General features: G+C 44.2%; 16 protein-coding genes. 3 read left to right on the top strand and 13 right to left on the bottom strand.

What is annotated here, in order from left to right; translation table 11 throughout:
• Nucleotides 1–86: 86 nt before the first annotated feature.
• Both JN178_RS15675 and JN178_RS15670 read right to left on the bottom strand, forming a co-directional pair.
• Nucleotides 87–1286 (bottom strand): anhydro-N-acetylmuramic acid kinase, encoded by a 1200-nt coding sequence (locus JN178_RS15675; RefSeq protein ID WP_202262337.1) that lies wholly within the window; start codon nt 1284–1286, stop codon nt 87–89.
• 6 nt (nt 1287–1292) lie between these two features.
• Nucleotides 1293–2618 (bottom strand): OapA family protein, encoded by a 1326-nt coding sequence (locus JN178_RS15670; protein WP_202262336.1) that lies wholly within the window; start codon nt 2616–2618, stop codon nt 1293–1295.
• A gap of 406 nt (nt 2619–3024) precedes the next feature.
• Between JN178_RS15670 and tyrS the strand changes: the two genes are divergently transcribed.
• On the top strand, nt 3025–4224 hold the full coding sequence (tyrS, locus tag JN178_RS15665; RefSeq protein ID WP_159626585.1) for a tyrosine--tRNA ligase: 1200 nt from the start codon (nt 3025–3027) through the stop codon (nt 4222–4224).
• Nucleotides 4225–4305: 81 nt separating this feature from the next.
• On the opposite strand, the gene JN178_RS15660 is transcribed toward tyrS, so the two are convergent.
• From JN178_RS15660 to JN178_RS15615, 10 genes are all read right to left on the bottom strand, one after another.
• The gene (locus JN178_RS15660; protein WP_159626587.1) at nt 4306–4659 is read right to left on the bottom strand and encodes a DUF1428 domain-containing protein; all 354 of its coding nucleotides are present in this window, start codon (nt 4657–4659) and stop codon (nt 4306–4308) included.
• Between the two features lie 99 nt (nt 4660–4758).
• Nucleotides 4759–6093, bottom strand: a complete 1335-nt coding sequence (locus JN178_RS15655) for an NAD(P)/FAD-dependent oxidoreductase (protein WP_202262335.1) — start codon at nt 6091–6093, stop codon at nt 4759–4761.
• A 21-nt stretch (nt 6094–6114) separates the two neighbouring features.
• Nucleotides 6115–6687: a GNAT family N-acetyltransferase gene (locus tag JN178_RS15650; protein ID WP_202262334.1), complete on the bottom strand. Its 573-nt coding sequence runs from the start codon at nt 6685–6687 to the stop codon at nt 6115–6117.
• A gap of 54 nt (nt 6688–6741) precedes the next feature.
• On the bottom strand, nt 6742–7182 hold the full coding sequence (locus JN178_RS15645; protein WP_202262333.1) for a DUF2721 domain-containing protein: 441 nt from the start codon (nt 7180–7182) through the stop codon (nt 6742–6744).
• Between the two features lie 76 nt (nt 7183–7258).
• A complete protein-coding gene (locus JN178_RS15640) occupies nt 7259–7663 on the bottom strand; it encodes a rhodanese-like domain-containing protein (RefSeq protein ID WP_159626595.1) in 405 nt (134 codons plus the stop codon).
• Nucleotides 7664–7712: 49 nt separating this feature from the next.
• On the bottom strand, nt 7713–8627 hold the full coding sequence (locus tag JN178_RS15635) for a cobalamin-binding protein (RefSeq protein ID WP_202262332.1): 915 nt from the start codon (nt 8625–8627) through the stop codon (nt 7713–7715).
• Nucleotides 8628–8676: 49 nt separating this feature from the next.
• On the bottom strand, nt 8677–9624 hold the full coding sequence (locus JN178_RS15630; protein ID WP_202262331.1) for a cobalamin biosynthesis protein CobD/CbiB: 948 nt from the start codon (nt 9622–9624) through the stop codon (nt 8677–8679).
• Nucleotides 9625–10326, bottom strand: a complete 702-nt coding sequence (locus JN178_RS15625) for a 5'-methylthioadenosine/adenosylhomocysteine nucleosidase (RefSeq protein ID WP_202262330.1) — start codon at nt 10324–10326, stop codon at nt 9625–9627. It abuts the gene before it with no gap.
• Between the two features lie 154 nt (nt 10327–10480).
• Nucleotides 10481–11068, bottom strand: coding sequence for a DUF2726 domain-containing protein (locus tag JN178_RS15620; protein ID WP_159626600.1), 588 nt, complete (start codon nt 11066–11068; stop codon nt 10481–10483).
• Nucleotides 11069–11240: 172 nt separating this feature from the next.
• On the bottom strand, nt 11241–11696 hold the full coding sequence (locus tag JN178_RS15615) for a hypothetical protein (protein ID WP_202262329.1): 456 nt from the start codon (nt 11694–11696) through the stop codon (nt 11241–11243).
• Nucleotides 11697–12062: 366 nt separating this feature from the next.
• Here JN178_RS15615 and JN178_RS15610 point away from each other — a divergent pair, with 366 nt between their 5' ends.
• A complete protein-coding gene (locus tag JN178_RS15610; RefSeq protein ID WP_202262328.1) occupies nt 12063–12968 on the top strand; it encodes a TolB family protein in 906 nt (301 codons plus the stop codon).
• 110 nt (nt 12969–13078) lie between these two features.
• Nucleotides 13079–15718, top strand: a complete 2640-nt coding sequence (locus tag JN178_RS15605) for an aminotransferase class V-fold PLP-dependent enzyme (protein WP_202262327.1) — start codon at nt 13079–13081, stop codon at nt 15716–15718.
• 94 nt (nt 15719–15812) lie between these two features.
• Here the strand turns inward: JN178_RS15605 and JN178_RS15600 are convergent, their stop codons facing one another.
• Nucleotides 15813–17228 carry an FAD-dependent oxidoreductase gene (locus JN178_RS15600; protein ID WP_202262326.1) on the bottom strand — a complete coding sequence of 472 codons (1416 nt, stop codon included), beginning with the start codon at nt 17226–17228 and terminating at the stop codon, nt 15813–15815.
• Nucleotides 17229–17236 lie beyond the last annotated feature (8 nt).

Genomic DNA, 17236 nt, shown 5'->3' with positions numbered 1-17236 from the left:
AATTGGATTGATTCAAGCGCTGCTTTTAGCGCGTTTTGATATAAAAAAGGTCAGCATGCTCTAATGACGGGGCTTGAAACGAAAAACTACTTTTTAAACAGTGCACCGAGCACCGCTGAACGCGATGCGCCCGTGACCTCTGGTACATTTCCGGGGATGTTGTGTAGATACGCATGGGCAAGCCACGCAAAGGCAGCACCTTCTACGTGCTGTGGATGTATGCTAAGAAAGAAACTATCACTGACCTGAAATGGCGCTAGCTGTTGTTTAAGCATGCTCATCAGTGCATTGTTGAATGCTCCGCCACCGCATATTATCACTTCACTTTGCTCATTTGCGCCGTTTTGCTCAGGTAAATGCGCTTTTATATCATTAACGATAGTTTTAACCGTGAACGCAAGTAACGTGGCTTGAACGTCAACAGGTTGCATATTTCCACCAACACCGGGGAGTGAATGCGATGGTGCGGATTCAAAAAAATTGCCTAAGCTGTTACTCAGCCAGTCAATGTTGAAATACTCTCTACCCGTGCTTTTAGGGGCTGGTAAAGTGAAATAACTATCAGATAAAAGTGTATCGAGTAACGCTGTACTTACATTGCCAGAGGCTGCCCATTGCCCATCTTTGTCAAAATTATGGTTTAAATGAAGCGAAATCCATCTGTCCATCAGCGTATTGCCAGGTCCTGTGTCGAAACCACGAACTGGTTCTGACGAATATTTGGGAGGTAATAACGACACATTGGCAATTCCCCCTATGTTTACCAGTGCGCGGTACTTGGTATCATGGGAAAATATGGCATTGTGATAAGCGGGTACTAGAGGCGCACCTTGGCCCCCTAAAGCAATGTCTTTGCGCCTGAAATCGGCAATAACATCGATGTTGGTAAGCGCCGCAATCGTATTCGGGTCACCTATTTGGCAGGTGAAGCCGCGTAAGGCCTCAGTACTAAAATGGGCAGATATCACTTTACCTTCCGGTTGGTGGCGCACGGTTTGTCCGTGTGAACCAATAGCCGTAATATCGTTTGCAGATAGATTTGTTTTATTAAGCAGCCCTAATACTGCCTGAGCGAAAGTTTCTGCCACAAGCCTATCAGCAATTGCTAACGTATTTAGCTCGTCTAGGCCCTCGCTACAAAGGGCATTAAGTGCAAGTAATAACTCTTGAGGATACTCGACAGTATGAGCTGCAAGGGTTGTGCAGGTGGAGGGCGATATTTCGCATAGGACGGCATCAACACCGTCCATGCTAGTACCTGACATAAGGCCAATATATTTAGCCATTACACGCTATTTCATAGCAAGCATAATACGCTTGTTGTTATCGAGTTGCTCTTGTCGAAGGTTGGCAATTTCCATAAAGCGCTCGCGCTCTTCTTTGGCAATAGGCAGTGCCTTGGGCAACTCTACAGTACGAGGGTTGCGGTGCACACCGTCAACCAAAAATTCATAATGCAAATGGGCACCGGTAACCATTCCTGTGCTACCTAAATAGCCAATGGTTTGACCTTGCTTCACGGTATCACCAACTTTCACTGCACGCTTCTTAAAATGAAGATACTTGGTCGTATATTTTTCACCGTGCTGAATAAACACGTGATGACCATTGTATTTGTCGTATGCGGCTTTAATTACCTTACCGTCACCAGCAGCCATAACCGGTGTGCCCACTGCGGCCACATAGTCAGCACCGCGATGTGCTTTCCAGCGTTTCTGCACAGGGTGGAAGCGCGCTTTCGTGAAGTTTGAACTCACATATCTAAAATTAACAGGGGCGCGCAAAAAGCTCTTGCGCATGCTACGACCATCAGGCGTATAGTAGGTGCCATCTTCATGCAAAATAGCGCTGAATTGCTCGCCTTGGTTGGTAAATTCCGCCGCTACAATATCACCATAGCCAACAAATTCACCATCGATGTACTGCTCCTCGAATACCACATTGAAGGTATCGCCAGAACGGATTTCCATAGCAAAGTCGATATCCCAGCCAAAAATGCCAGCGAGGTTCATAATTTGATTGCTAGTAAGGCCAGCATCGACCGCTGCATTCCAGAAACTTGAATTAATTTCGCCTTGAGCGAAGTTATATCGAATATCAACGTCGCGTTTCTCTAGCTCAGCGGTTAACGTTTTGCCGTTTTCCTCTGTGCTTGGGCGAACAAAAAGGGTTTCAGTAGACGAAAGCTTATATTTAAGTTCACCAAAGCCACCGTCACTATTAGCTTTAAATGACAACTCATCGCCAGGAAGTAAAGTAACAAGTGTTTTGGCTAGTTCTCCCGCTTGGGTAACGTTGTAAACGTCTCGTGCAGTAAACCCTGCACGTTTAAATAGTTTAGCCAACGTATCGCCACTGCGTACCTTGTACGTTTGCCAACTTGACTCTTCTTCGCCACTAAACACATCTGTAGAAGGCGTAATATGCAGCTCTACCGGATAGCGCACACCCGCATCAAGAATATGTGCTTCTTGATGACGGCTTGCTTCAACCGATTCCGACGGCAAAAGAATAAGCCCGCCTAGAAATAGACTAGCCACTGCTAACCCAGTTCTATGCTGCTTTGGTAATTTTTTGAATAGATTTAGCGCCTTAGAGGCGTCTATTGTCTTTCTCATACTACTGCCCACCTGAGAAATGTTACGTGCACAACACTATTTCACATACGTTGCTTAAAAATGCAACTTTTCTCGTTATAAATGTTATTAAATTGTTACACCCAAAGGCTCTTCGGTGAACGGATATTGACTAGTCGCGAGCAGGGGGGAAGGGCTGGAGCAAACCCTCCACCGCAGGGATGCGGTGGCGGAGCGCCCATGGATGGGTTTACCGCGTGTTTGCGGAAGCCCTTCCCCCCCTGATCTGCGAAATCAATGTCAGTTCGTTCGACTCAAAGCCTTTGGGTTTAACAACATGACGCATTGTAATCCGGTTTTTGACGTCAAAACCTTTTAATGGTTCCGTTGTACGCGTAAAATGCCGGCCAAAATTGAATTTAGTCTTATCAAAGAGTGTGACTTACAAATGAAAGATTGGCAAACAGCGTTGGCTGAGATTAAACGGGGTGTTGATGAAATACTCCCCGAAGAGGATTTAATTGAAAAACTAAAATCCGGCAAAACCCTGACGATTAAGGCGGGTTTCGATCCAACAGCACCTGATCTGCATCTTGGTCACACAGTTTTGATCAATAAGTTGCGCACTTTCCAGCAACTGGGCCACAAGGTCGTTTTTCTTATTGGTGATTTTACCGGCCTTATTGGCGATCCTACAGGTAAAAATGTAACGCGCAAGCCTTTAAGCAAAGAACAAGTATTAGAGAACGCTAAAACGTATCAGGAACAAGTGTTCAAAATTCTTGATGAAGATAAAACGGAAATTCGTTTTAACTCTGAATGGATGGACCAGCTCGGCGCTGCGGGAATGATCAAGCTTGCTGCCAGCCAAACCGTTGCGCGTATGCTTGAACGCGATGACTTTAAAAAGCGCTATAACAATGGCCAGCCTATTGCTATTCACGAGTTCTTGTATCCACTTGTTCAAGGATGGGACTCAGTTGCACTTAAAGCAGACGTTGAGCTTGGTGGTACTGATCAGCGCTTTAACTTGCTAATGGGTCGTGAGTTACAAAAAGAGCAAGGTCTAACGCAGCAGTCAATTGTAATGGTACCGCTATTAGAAGGTCTTGATGGCGTTCAGAAAATGTCAAAATCACTGAACAATTATATTGGTATTACTGATGCGCCAAACGATATGTTCGGTAAAGTAATGTCAATTTCTGATGATTTGATGTGGCGTTATTACGACTTATTGAGTTTCCGTCCGTTAGAAGAAATTGCTGATCTTAAAACGCGTGTTGCCAATGGCGAAAATCCACGTGATATTAAGATTATGTTGGCCAAAGAAATTATTGCGCGCTTCCACGACGACGCTGCCGCTGAAGGCGCACATCAGGACTTTATTCAACGCTTCCAAAAAAATGCAATTCCAGACGATATGCCGGAAGTGGAAATTGCGCTGGGCGATGAAGGTATTGCCATTGGAAACCTGTTAAAAGAAGCAAAGTTGGTAGGCTCTACTTCTGATGCAATGCGCATGATTAAGCAAGGCGCAGTAAAAATTAATGGCGATAAAGTGGAAGACACTCGTTTAGTGATTACTGAAAAAGGCGAGAATGTTTACCAGGTAGGTAAACGCAAATTCGCACGTATTACACTGGCCTAAGCTTTGCAAAATACGCTCAAAAATACGGCCCATCTTAACGATGGGCTTTTTTATGTCTTCTTACTTACTTGAATCAACGAACTAGATTTCTAGCAATATCTCGAAGCCACCATAGATAAGCCGCTTTCCGTCAAATGGCATGGGGTTTTCATCGTTTTGCATTCGCGGGTCTTCCATAACCTTTTTCCATGCTTCATCTCTAACGGCTTTTGACGGCCAAAAAGCAATTGAAAATACTACCGTTTCGCCTTCTTTTGCTTGTACCGCCTTTAAAAACGAGGTTACCTCTCCGTCAGGAACATCATCTCCCCACGCCTCGATAATCTTTAATGCGCCATACTCCTTAAAAATACCACCCGCTAATGTGGCATGCTCCAGATACAACGCTTTATTCTCATTAGGTACTGCGACCGCAAATCCATCTATATAAGACATGGCAAAACTCCTTGTTTTCAATGACGAGGAAGGTGAATTTGAATTGCTGTTTAATAAGATAGCTTAAAAAGTGAGCGTGCGGCTAGCGATAGTACGTTTTTAACGCTCGGCAATTTTGGCCCATTGATAAAGCCCCCTTAATGCCACTCTTCGGAAGGTAGCAAATGGAAAAGTGGGAAGCGGCGATTGATACAAAGGGAGTGATAAATCAATATCTTCATTGCCTAGCATACGTTGGGCTAAGCGCATTCCTGCAAATGCAGCAAACGATACCCCTGAGCCACAATAGCCCATGGCATAACCAAGCGAGTCATTGTTCTTTGTATCAATGAATATTCTTGGCATATCATCAAGTGACACGCTCACCCAACCACTCCAAAAGTGCGTCATTGCAATTCCTTCAAGGGCCGGAAAGCTTTTAATCATTGCCCTATACAAGCGGGCCTTTTCACTGGGATGCTCGCTGTGCTTGCCCAATACTGCACCGCGCCCACCAAAGAGTAGCCGCCCGTCGGGTAATACGCGATAGTAATATTTCATCATACGCGTATCCATAAAGCTCATTGGTGTACTTAAACCAGTTTCCGCTTGTTGTTTTTGGGTCAGTGGCGCAGTAACAAAAATACTCGATTGTACAGGAAACTGTTTGTTATCTACTGCGTTATGAAACTGTTTGGGTGTATAGGCGTTGCTTGCAATTAAGACATTGTTTGCGCGAATGTTCCCCGATGGGGTTTTCACCAAATAAGTAGAACCATCTTTAAGGATGTCGAGGGCCGGGGTGTTGTAGTAGAGATGGGCGCCTAAGCCTTGTGCTGTTTTGGCATATTCGTCTGCAAGTTTTAAAGGGTGTAGGCATGCTCCCTCTACTTTTACACCGCCATAGGTGCTATTTATCGAAAACTGACGTTCAACGTCGTTTTGGCTAAGCAATGTGCTCTTTGCACCAAATTTTGTTTCCTGGATTGATGCTGCATGGTGCAGTCGCTTTGCGTGTTTTGTAGAGTGGGCAAGTTTGAAGTAGGGACCTTGGCACAAATCAACTTGCATATTATGACGTGCAATACGTTTATGCAGTAACTCAACAGCGCCCTCGAACTCCTGCTGCATGCCCTTTGCCGTACTTTCTCCCCATTTGTCTTCAATTGCGCTTAGCGATAAACGTCCGCTACCGGATAGAATAAATCCACCGTTGCGACCGGCACAACCAAAGCCTACGGAGTGTGCATCAATAAGTACAACATGTTTTCCCGCTTCTGCCAGCGTGATTGCCGCTGATAAGCCTGTATAGCCTCCGCCAATAACCAGGTATTCAGTATTGATATCGCGGGCGAGTGCTTCATAGTGCACGCAATTATGGGTACTGTGCCAATAAGTAGTAGGTGCAGGTAACGAGGGCTGCACATGTTTGGAAACAAGGGGGTCGTATTGCATATTGCTTTGGGCACCAAACAACTAAAAACGCAGCAGCATTTCAGCACCTTCACATTCACAGTAGCCGTCACAAACTGGACAATCGTAACCTTCGTGAATAGAGATATAACGCCACTTGTTAGGGTGCTTTTTAATAAGCTCGCCGCCATTTTTTGAAAAATACTTAAACGCGCTATTTCCGGGGCTGGCAAGCCAGATATGTGCTAAGCCAGCTTGTGCACCTTGCGCCTTAGCGCGCTCAATCGATTTCTTTAACAAGGCGCTGCCAATGCCAGTACCTTGCATATCAGGTGATACGGTGTTGCACTTAAAATAACACACCTTATCTGCATCAAGTTGCCACAGTGAGGGAGTGCACCAGTTATCCACTTGCCATTGGCTATGTGCGAAGGTCAATCTAAAACCTACCACCTTGTGATTGTGCAATGCTACCCAGCTAGCATTGATCTCATTGTGAAAGCTTTTGTTGTAGTAGTCGTTAATGAGTTCATCGGTGAGATAGTTGTCTCCATGAACAGCGTTACCTAACTCAATAACACCGTCGAAGTGTGTATTCGCCAACGGGGCATATTCAATCTGTGTCTTGTTTTGCATATGTCTTGTTTTGGATAATCTTGCGTGTTGTAGGGTTGAATGGTGACAAAGGGGTTATTGTATATGTTCTACGCGTTTCTTATCTGAGGTTGCTGCGCTTTTACCCGATTTATGAGCATGCTTCATGCCATCAAGGTGTACGTCTAGTGCTTCGACAGAAATAAGAATTTCACGCACAGACATCCAAAGTGAATAAAGCAATGACACCAAGCTTGCTGCAAATACCCAGTTACCCACTTGTTGGTAGGTGAGGTAAATAGCAAGCATTGATACTACACATAAAAAGAAGCTACCAACCCCTGCGATTTGCATGCGTTTGATCAACTGAATACGCAAGCGAAGGTTTTTAATTTGTGCCAGTGTATTGTCGTCGCGCTCTTCTTTTGAGAAGTTTCTGATGATTGTTGCTAAAGTCAAAAAGCGATTTGTGTAAGCTAAAAGCAACAAGGAAATTGCTGGAAACAGCATAGCTGGTGTAGCGATATCTATTTTCATCACAGTTCACAAAATGAGAGAAGGTCAAAAAGTGTATCACAGCCAAAACTAATGCACACAACCATGTAGAGAGAATCTACATGCGGTCGACTGACATACCTGCTGCGCTCCAACCTAACATGTCGCCTTCAAGGTGCATAACTTCAGAGAAGTCGAGTTCTTCAAGTACTTTCATAGCAAGTTTAGCTCGACGCCCAGAGCGGCAATAAATAATAATGGGTTTGTCTTTATGGTCTTTCAAATCATTAACGTAGTCATTAATGTTTTCATGAGGCATGTTTATGGCGCCCGGAATATGTCCTTCGGCAAATTCTTGAGGTGAACGTACATCAATCAGTAACCAATCATTATTAGCGACGCGTTCTATGAGGTAGGGAGATGCTGCAACTGAAGCTTGGGACGATGCTTTTGCGGTGCACTGAAGCGACACAAAAAGTGCCACACTTGCAACAATAAGAAAGCCTGCAACCACAAATTTCATTACGTTTCCATTTTCACCTATACGCTAATATTCAACTTTAGTATAGCGCTTATGCGTTTTCGTTTATACCTTTGCACAATATTTTTAGTTCATTAATTATACGAAGTGAGAAGCGGCTTGTAACATCTGGGTTTACTACAATAAGTGGGGCAGAAAGGTGTTCGCGATGGGGTTGCCAGAATATTTCCAATTCATCTTTTGATGATTTACTTGCTGCAACCAGTACCTTGGGTTGCCTAATGAGGACATCTTTGACGGAAACTTGCGGATAATCGACAGGGCTATCAATAAAGGTGGTTTGCGCACCGCAGACTTTAAGCAATTGATTTGCCCACGCATTCGAACCAATTGACATTAGCGGTGCGGTCCACGAGTAATAAAATACCGATGTGGGCGCAGTCGATTTATACCGTATTCGTAGTTCGTCAAGCGTAGTACTGAAATGCGCGGTTAACTCCTTTGCTTTTGACTGAGTGTGAGTCAGGTTCGCAAGACGAGTTATTTCCGTTGCAATATCGTCAATAGTGGTAATTCTGCTTTTAAAAACATTGAGCCCTAGTGCAACAAGTTTGTTCATATCCTGAGGCTTATTACCGCCATCCCAAGCAAGAACTAAATTGGGCTGTAGTGCAACTATGCTCGCTATATCTGCACCTTGATAATCAGCCACGCGAGGAAGGAGCGTTGCTTCCTTTGGAAAGTCACTGTAATCACTTACTGCAACTAAATGCTTATCGAGCCCTAAACTGTATACCCACTCGGTAAGGTGGGGGGCAAGGCTCACTATTTTATAGTCTTTTGGTAACGGTGATTCAGTGTGTTTCGCTGCGTTTTCGATATTAGCCGTGGCGGTATTGTTTGTTGCATCAAAGGCTTCGCGATGAATATCAGGCGCTGCGCTAGATGCATTCACTATGCATAAAAAAAAGAATTGAACAACGAATAGCGTTAGTCGCGAAATCACAAAAGTTTCCCTTATTTAAGCCTTGAATGAAAGCGTATCACGCCGCCCATTACGGTATTTTAACCAATATAATAAGAGACAAAGAGGCCAGTGCGCCAAATGCAATCATGGCGTACACAACTGTATTACGTGCTAACAGCATGTGTGAATATCTCACGTCTTGGTTGCCGCCAACTCTTGGATATCGGTACTTTTTATTTGCATAAATAGCAGGGCCTCCCAGCTTGACATTAAGGGCCCCACCGAAAAGCGCTAAAAGGAGCGATGTTTTATCTCTTGCCGTGGCATTTTTTATGGCGTTAACACAACGTATGGGATTGCTAACGAGCAAGGTTGTTAGTGCGCCGCATAGTGCTGGAGGGAGCACCAAAATTGCCACTAGCTTTCTTACGGGAAGCGCAAAATATTTCATTGCATTGTCGCGATAATGCCATTGCCAAGAGGTTAGCAATAGCAATCGATAAATTAATGCGCCAATTGGCCCTGCCACTACAAAATAGAATATAACTCCACAGTACAGATAGAGAAACTTAAGCCATAGAGACTCAATAGCCGCTTTTGCAATGCCGATGTCTGTTAGACGGTCACATTCTCTTGCCGTAATTGTGGCAACCATTTCCCGCGCCAAAGACTTTTTATTTCGCCCAACATTGGCTAGTACTTTTTTGTACTGTTGTCGCTGATACCCGAAGTCGAGAAGTACAACCATGATCACCGCTTCAAAGAAAATGGGATACTGGGCCATATAGACGAGTATTGCCAAGCACACAATTAACGGCGTAAGTAAAACAAGTGCAGCGAGGGCGCCCGAAATATAGTGTTGAGTAGGACCAAAATCCGATGACGGGAGCACTTTATGCCCCATTTGACGAACAAGGTAGCGCATAAAAGTCAGTGGGTGGGTACGCTCGGGCCATTGCCAGACTGCGTCAATGGCAATGGCGAGCCATAAAATAAGTAGCGACTGATAGTGAATGCCGCTAATTAAGTCACTCATTTATTTGGCAAGTTGTTTAATCATTGCCATCACAAGCTGTGCAGAGTGTTTGGCTGCAGTGTCGAGGTATTCTTTAAAGCTTACCGATGATGTTTTACCCGCAATATCAGATAAAGATCGAATGACTAAGAATGGGGTGTTTAGCATATGACAGGTTTGTCCAATTGCTGCACCTTCCATTTCCACCGCTTTCATGTCAGGGAAGTTAGCGCGAAGTTCTGCTACGGCTTCATCGCTACCAATGAAAGCGTCACCAGTACAAATTAGGCCTGTGGTAGATTGAAGATTCTCAATATCCGCCGCAGCACGGCCAGCGGCAGTCATTAGTTGCTCGTCGCAGCGATAGTCTTCAGGCATGCCTGCACATTGACCAAGTTTATACCCAAAGTGGGTAAGATCGGCATCATGGTGAATAACGTGACTAGCAATAACTAAGTCGCCAATATTCAAATTTTTATCAAAACCGCCTGCAGAGCCAGTATTAACTACAGCATCAGGAGCGTACTGCTCAATAAGAACCGCAGTCGCTATAGCTGCAGCTACCTTGCCGATGCCGCACTTGACCAACACAACATCCATTCCACTTAAGCTTCCCTCATAAAATGTAAGGTGTTTCCATTGTGTTTCTTTGAGGTTATCCAATGAGGCTTTTAGCAATGCAACTTCTTCGTCCATTGCGCCTAAAATACCAATTTTATTCATAATGCTACCGATAGGTTTTAGGAATGCGTTTTACGCGAGTGCGTTAATTGTATAAGGAATAAAACGAAACTGACAGAAAAATGCCTTTGTTACCGTTATTTGAGAGTAAGAAAATAACAAAGCAACAAAGGCTAGGGGAAGCGTTACATCGTATTTAAGCAGCAGCTGGGCGACTAGAGCGAATAGGGCGCGTCGGACGTTTGGGCGGCTCAGGATTGTGTGTAGGTAGCTGAGCCATTTTTTGTTGTATGCGGCGATAAGGAATAAGCTTGTTCTCTAGGCATTCTCTGATGTCATCCACACTATAACCAGATTTTACTTTAATTCGTGCGTGGGGAAGGCCCGCGGCATCAAGTGCCCCCGTTACAAACCAATCTTTTTGCGTTTTATAGCCGTCTTTACCTTGATTGTGAACTAGGTCAATAGCAAGAACAGGGCTCATGTCGTTCTTGTCGACCAAAACAAAATCTAACTGCCTACTAGAAGCTCGACTTAACGCTTGGCTTGCAGTCTTTTTGTTCGTTGTTTGACGAACCGCAACAAGATCATTTAAACGAACGCGACAAATAATTCTGAATTCTCTGCCCATGGCTTGCTCAATTAAATTTAAAAAAGAATGTTCGACAGGTGTGAACAACTGAGGCTTTCGTCTAAAAGGGAAAGATACTCCGCCATCTGACAATTTAATGGCGCCTAGGGCGACGACAATAAGTAACATCATTAAAATAATTGCCAATTCCATCATATTCCTCGCAAATATCAGTCAAAAATGGCGTCATAAAAATGACGCTATGATTAAACCAAGGGGTTCTGTAGTTGATTTTGCAAGGCAGATGCCAGTTTTATATGTGCACTAAGATCTAATTAGAGTGTTTGGCGTACCGCGAGTTAGTTTGATGTTTAAATTATTGATTTTATTGTGTGTTAGTTTTTGGTGTAACAAGTATGTCGACTTGTGCACCAGTATTGTCTGGTGAAATAACAATGCGAGTATAGTTGTTTTCTGAGGTAAGAAGGGTGCGCTGATTTACTGGCGCGTGAACGGTTAACGCCGACATATTTGCTTGGTAAAAAGCAACAACGTCGTTTGGCTGTTGCTTGGTGTGATATACCATTGCAGCAGGGACTTGTGTTTCAAACTGCTGGCACTGCGTAGCGTCATCGGTAATGGTAACGTCGTGAAATGCTGCAGGGCAAGACACCGTATCTGGTTGTGTTAACGATACAGACGTTTTTGCTGTAGGCGCAACTTCGTTACTTTCAACTGACAGTGTATCTGCCGTTACCGATGACAGAGAAAGCACATAAAAAGCCAATGCTGAAGCGAACGCAGGGCGTGAAATAGATGATGCAGTTTGGCGGTAATTCATGGCGCTTTCTCGTTTTTTACTAGTGAAATAGTGTTACAAAAATAGTAGAGCCGAATGCCAATCAGTTCAACTACCTTACTAGGCAAATCGACCGCAAATTAACCTATTTTAGGTATGCGGTTTTCAGTCAAGGTATTAGGTATAAATGCTGTTTTTCCCCTCACGCTTTAGGCAGTAGTATGACAAATGTCGTAAGCTACGACGCTATCAATATCTCTTGTATTAGGATTAAGAGCGTGTTTTACACGTCAGTTAGCAGAGCCTTTCCATACCCTAACAATTTACACTCGTTACCTTTATATAACGCAACAGTTTAGGCAAGTAACAGACTAACCTGATGCTTGCGCAGGTTTCTTAAGGACTGACATGAACTACATTTTCAAACTTGAACGATACAACCGATACCTATTTTGTTCTATCGCGCTTTCGTTTTTATTTTTTCCTCAGGCTAATGCATTCGACGCTGAGTCCTACGCGCTTATTTACTCGTCGTTTGAGGGAAAGAAGCGTGAAATTTATACTATTGATTTAGTTGAAAAAAAGAAAACTAAACTTACCAGTTATACGTTAGCAGATGGTTATCCCGTTATATCACCTGATGGAACTCAAATCGCTTTCTATGGGAAATATGATAGTTACAAAACCTGGTCTATTCACTCAGCTAATGTTGACGGTAGCCACGTTGTTAGGTTAACCACAGACGCAAACGTATGGGATGCTGCTCCTTCGTGGTCGCCTGATGGCCAACATATTTTGTTTTCCAGAAACAAAAAAAACGAAGATGGTAGTACCAACGAAGAAATTTGGATCATGAATGCTGATGGCACTGAACAAAAAAAAATTCAGGGACTAAGCGGTGGCGGTGCCTCATTTATGCCTGATGGGAGAATTGTTTTTCATTCTAAGACAGGGACAAGTGAAATATCCATAGCAAATCGTGATGGTAGCAACATAATAACGCTAACAAATAATGATGCTGAGGACTGGCATCCGGAAGTTTCTCCCGATGGCAAATACGTTGCTTATATGTCTGATAGAGATGGCAACCGGGAAATTTACGTAATGGATATCAATGGGGAAAATGAAAGGCGATTGACCAATAACGAACTCTCTGACTGGGATCCTGTCTGGTCTCCTGATGGATCACGAATTGCTTTTGTCTCTGATAATGTTGAGGGGTTGTATGATATCCATATCATCAATGTTGATGGGTCTGAATTATATCGAATTGTCAAAAATGCCTCGCAACCTTCTTGGATTGAGCTCAAATGATATCAAGTTGCTGACGTAAGTCTTACCTAGTTTAACGTCAGCATATCATATAGTGAATTGTTAAAATTTTGTGGTAGGATGGTTAAAAATTGCCCAGGCGAGGCGCTGGTATGCACTTGAAGTCATTTGTTGGTGAATATGGATTGTTCCCTTTTTTTGAGCAACTATCTACCACTCAGTGTTGGTCAGACGCAAAACTTATCATTGAGAAGCATTTAGCTGGGTATCCCTCTCTAGCGCTTCAAAGTCAAAAGCGAAACGAAATACTATCACTAGCGAAGTCGTTGCCATTCTGGCAAGCACAGTTGAATGATATAGAAACCTTCGAGCAAATTCCGCTGACGTATAAGTCAGATTACGTCACTGGCTTTCCCGAGCAGAATGTACTTCCTCACCGTAAAGAAGAGCATCAAACCCTAGCGTCAGGCGGTACAAGTGAAAGAATGACAGTTGTAACTGATTTTGCAAAGCGGGATCGTTTGCGCGCTCTAGAAAATGTCAATATAGCGTTAAGTCATCAAACCTTTTGGGCAAGAAAAACACTTGATATACCACCATCTGCATGCAACGTAACGTGTGGGCTAATTGATAAGGGGCCCGAGGCTATCTGGCCTTTTTTGCGCTGGGCGACACTCACAAGACAGTGGAGCCATGAAGATACGATGAGTAACTTGAGAGGGAGAATCGAGCGACAGTGGCTTATGCAAAGAACTACTGTGAGCCCAATAACAGCAGGCGATTGGTCGCATATCTGTAAACAGATTGATCCCATCTTAGCGTTGTTGGCTAAAAGTCGCACTGAAATACTTCGCGGCTACCCCTTGTTCATCTACTGGATTGCGTTGCGTGCAGCAGAGTTGAATACTGTTTTACCGGCTTTGTCGACGGTTATTCCATACGGAGGACTGGCTGCTGAAAACATGGTGAACACCATCAAGCAGTCGTTAAAGGTAAACTTTGTGAACCTGTATGGCACTGGTGAAGTGGGCAGTATTGGCGCAAGTCCTGTGGACCAGCATGCCGTATCTATTTATCAAGACGACATTTATGTGGAATTGCTTGATGACAACGAACGTCTCATTGTTGAGCCAGGTATTCTAGGGCGCGTTGTCGTTACTGACTTAAACAATAGGGTAATGCCGATTATACGATACGCGATTGGTGATACAGCGCAATGGCAAAACCTAGCAAACGGTCGCAAAGCGCTGCTGGTTCAAGGACGAGTTGTAGAAAATATTGTAACGGTGCATGGCAATATAATGACGGCTAGAATGCTACAAAACTTTGTGCTCTCTAACCCTAATGTTGTTAATTTTGTTTTGGTACAGAACAAGGTAAATCAGTTCACTTTAAAAATAGTCAAAAGAGGCGAGGTCAGCAACTCTAGCTTCACAGCACTGCATGAAGCTTTAGGCGGGAAAAGTGTTCAATTGAACATAATTGAAGAGCCATTCTTGACGCCCAAAAGCAGTGGGAAGTATTTAGCAAGCGAACCAATTAAAAATACGCCAGAGTTGCTCGCCGAAGACGTTGTAGAGTTTGTGCCGATAGAGTCGACAAAATGCACTTTGGTTGAGCATTTTTCCTTGCGAGAAGTGCGTTCCCCGATGGGGAAAAAAGTATGCTATTTGGATAATGCAGCAACTACACCTAAACCTAATGTTGTTGTGAATGAAGTTGCGCGGGTACTATCTAAAGCGACAGGAAATGTGCATAGAGGTGCTCACTTTCTCGGCGATGCAATCACCGAACAATTTGAGCAGGCACGCGCTGATATAGCCCGTTTTATCGGCGCAACTCCAGCTAACATTGTATTACTGAGAAATACAACAGAGTGTTTAAACCTTATCGCGCAACAATCATGCTTTGCAAATGTCATTACCAGTGCTGCTGAACATCACGCTAACTTCTTACCTTGGAAGCAAAAGTCGGTTATCAACTTAAATGATGCACTTCATGTAGATTTCTTTGCGTTAGAAAAAGAGATGCAACGAGCACCACATAGCTTGGTAACGCTAGCGCATATCTCCAACGTAACAGGCAATTTACTGGATGTTGACAGGGTTGTGGAGTTAGCCCGGAAATACCACTGCAAAGTACTATTAGATGCAGCGCAGTCAGTACCGCATATGCCTATTGATGTGAATAAACTCTCAGTGGATTTCCTCGTCTTCAGTGGACACAAAATGGGAGGGCCCAGCGGGGTTGGCGTACTTTGGGGGCGAACAGAGGCATTAGAGCAGCTAAGTCCAGTTCAGTGGGGTGGGTCGATGGTGGAAAAAGTGAGCTCGCAGCAGAATATCTTAAAGCCCATACCTTGGCGCTTTGAAGCAGGTACTCCTGCAATGGAGAATGTGGTCGGTTTGGCCGCTGCTGCTCGATTTCTAATGGATATTGGAATGGACAATGTACAGCAACATGTAGATGGCCTAACTCAGAAACTAAGGCGAGCACTTAAAGCATCTTATCCTGCACTAGTATTAGGAGACATTGATGCTCCTGGTCCTGTGTCGTTAAATCCAACGTCGATGTCGGCCCAATTTATTGCAAATATTTTAAGTGAAAGGGATGGGATTTGTGTTCGCGCTGGGTTTCATTGTGCACAACCTCTTCATGAACAGATAAATAGTCAAGGTACGCTAAGAATTAGCCCTTGGCTTATGAATACCGATGAAGACATTGATAAATGCATAGATGCAGTGAGGCGTGTGTTAGCCTCTGACGCAGAAGCGCATAAGGTCATTGCGTAACGCATAAAAAAGCCCAGTAACAGGTTACTGGGCTTAACATTGACGTGCTTCAGACTCACTTCAAGTCAAAGCAGGTGTTTATGAATGGAATACATCAAACACCGATGTAATCCATGATCCCTTCTGCTGCTTTACGGCCTTCATCGATAGCCGTCACTACCAGGTCACTACCACGCACCATATCGCCACCGGCAAATACTTGCGGATGTGAGGTTTGGTAAGCAAACTTACCAGCAGCAGGAGCTCGTACACGACCCTTTTCGTCTAGCATAATACCAAACTCAGCAAACCATGGGGCAGGACTTGGCTGGAAACCAAATGCGATAATTACGGCATCTGCTTCAAGTATGTGCTCTGAGCCTTCAACTTCAACAGGGCGTCGACGACCATTTGCATCAGGCGGTCCCATCTCAGTTTTTACCAGTTTAACGCCACAGGCTTTACCGTTTTCATCTACGGCAATGTCTAACGGTTGGAGGTTAAACTTAAACTCAACGCCCTCTTCCTTGGCGTTCACAACTTCGCGGCGAGAGCCTGGCATACTTTCTTCATCACGGCGGTACGCACAGGTAACTTGCGCAGCGCCCTGACGAATAGACGTTCTTACGCAGTCCATGGTGGTATCACCACCCCCGAGCACTACTACGCGCTTGCCTTTCATATCAATGTAATCGGCAGGGTCTTTTTCAAGGCCCATCACGCGATTGGTGTTAGCAATAAGGAAAGGTAGTGCTTCGTGTACGCCCTCTACTTGCTCGTTATCAAAACCACCTTGCATAGACTTATATGTGCCCATGCCAAGGAATACTGCATCGTATTTATCGAGCAAGTCTTGGAATTGAATGTCTTTGCCAATTTCGGTGTTAAGCACAAACTCAACGCCCATTTCAGTAAAAATTTGGCGGCGAAGCTTGATTACGTCTTTCTCTAATTTGAAAGACGGAATACCAAATGTAAGTAGGCCACCGATTTCTTCGTATTTGTCGTAAACAACAGGTTTTACGCCGTTACGTACCAAAATATCAGCACATGCGAGACCTGCTGGGCCTGCACCTACTATAGCAACTTTTTTGTCAGTCCATACCACGTCCGACATATCAGGGCGCCAGCCCATTTTAAATGCAGTATCGGTAATGTACTTTTCAATACTGCCGATAGTGACTGCACCAAAGTCGTCATTTAGCGTACATGCACCTTCACACAGTCTGTCTTGTGGACAAACACGACCACAGACTTCCGGTAAGCTGTTGGTTTTATGCGAAAGTTCAGCCGCTTCTAGAATGCGCCCTTCATTCGCCAAGCTCAACCACTGTGGTATGTAATTGTGAACGGGACATTTCCACTCACAATACGGGTTACCGCAGTCCAAGCAGCGATCTGCTTGGCCTTCGGTTTGAGACTGGCTTAACGGTTGATAAATTTCCGCGAACTCTTGTTTACGCACCATGATCGGCTTTTTCGGCGGATCGATACGTTCAACATCGACAAATTGATATACGTTCTTTGCCATAAACTAAA

This window comes from Alteromonas sp. KC3 (assembly GCF_016756315.1).
Classification (GTDB): domain Bacteria; phylum Pseudomonadota; class Gammaproteobacteria; order Enterobacterales; family Alteromonadaceae; genus Alteromonas.
The sequence above is the reverse complement of the archived record's forward strand: the minus strand, read 5'-3'. Positions and strand labels throughout refer to the sequence as shown.

What these genes read in the sequence shown, in the direction of transcription:
- JN178_RS15610 (WP_202262328.1), top strand. Translation starts at nt 12,063, where the DNA reads ATGAACTACATTTTCAAACTTGAACGATACAACCGATACCTATTTTGT.
- JN178_RS15625 (WP_202262330.1), bottom strand. Translation starts at nt 10,326, where the DNA reads ATGAATAAAATTGGTATTTTAGGCGCAATGGACGAAGAAGTTGCATTG.
- JN178_RS15615 (WP_202262329.1), bottom strand. Translation starts at nt 11,696, where the DNA reads ATGAATTACCGCCAAACTGCATCATCTATTTCACGCCCTGCGTTCGCT.
- JN178_RS15640 (WP_159626595.1), bottom strand. Translation starts at nt 7,663, where the DNA reads ATGAAATTTGTGGTTGCAGGCTTTCTTATTGTTGCAAGTGTGGCACTT.
- JN178_RS15660 (WP_159626587.1), bottom strand. Translation starts at nt 4,659, where the DNA reads ATGTCTTATATAGATGGATTTGCGGTCGCAGTACCTAATGAGAATAAA.
- JN178_RS15620 (WP_159626600.1), bottom strand. Translation starts at nt 11,068, where the DNA reads ATGGAATTGGCAATTATTTTAATGATGTTACTTATTGTCGTCGCCCTA.
- JN178_RS15600 (WP_202262326.1), bottom strand. Translation starts at nt 17,228, where the DNA reads ATGGCAAAGAACGTATATCAATTTGTCGATGTTGAACGTATCGATCCG.
- JN178_RS15655 (WP_202262335.1), bottom strand. Translation starts at nt 6,093, where the DNA reads ATGCAATACGACCCCCTTGTTTCCAAACATGTGCAGCCCTCGTTACCT.
- tyrS (WP_159626585.1), top strand. Translation starts at nt 3,025, where the DNA reads ATGAAAGATTGGCAAACAGCGTTGGCTGAGATTAAACGGGGTGTTGAT.
- JN178_RS15645 (WP_202262333.1), bottom strand. Translation starts at nt 7,182, where the DNA reads ATGAAAATAGATATCGCTACACCAGCTATGCTGTTTCCAGCAATTTCC.
- JN178_RS15650 (WP_202262334.1), bottom strand. Translation starts at nt 6,687, where the DNA reads ATGCAAAACAAGACACAGATTGAATATGCCCCGTTGGCGAATACACAC.
- JN178_RS15630 (WP_202262331.1), bottom strand. Translation starts at nt 9,624, where the DNA reads ATGAGTGACTTAATTAGCGGCATTCACTATCAGTCGCTACTTATTTTA.
- JN178_RS15605 (WP_202262327.1), top strand. Translation starts at nt 13,079, where the DNA reads ATGCACTTGAAGTCATTTGTTGGTGAATATGGATTGTTCCCTTTTTTT.
- JN178_RS15675 (WP_202262337.1), bottom strand. Translation starts at nt 1,286, where the DNA reads ATGGCTAAATATATTGGCCTTATGTCAGGTACTAGCATGGACGGTGTT.
- JN178_RS15670 (WP_202262336.1), bottom strand. Translation starts at nt 2,618, where the DNA reads ATGAGAAAGACAATAGACGCCTCTAAGGCGCTAAATCTATTCAAAAAA.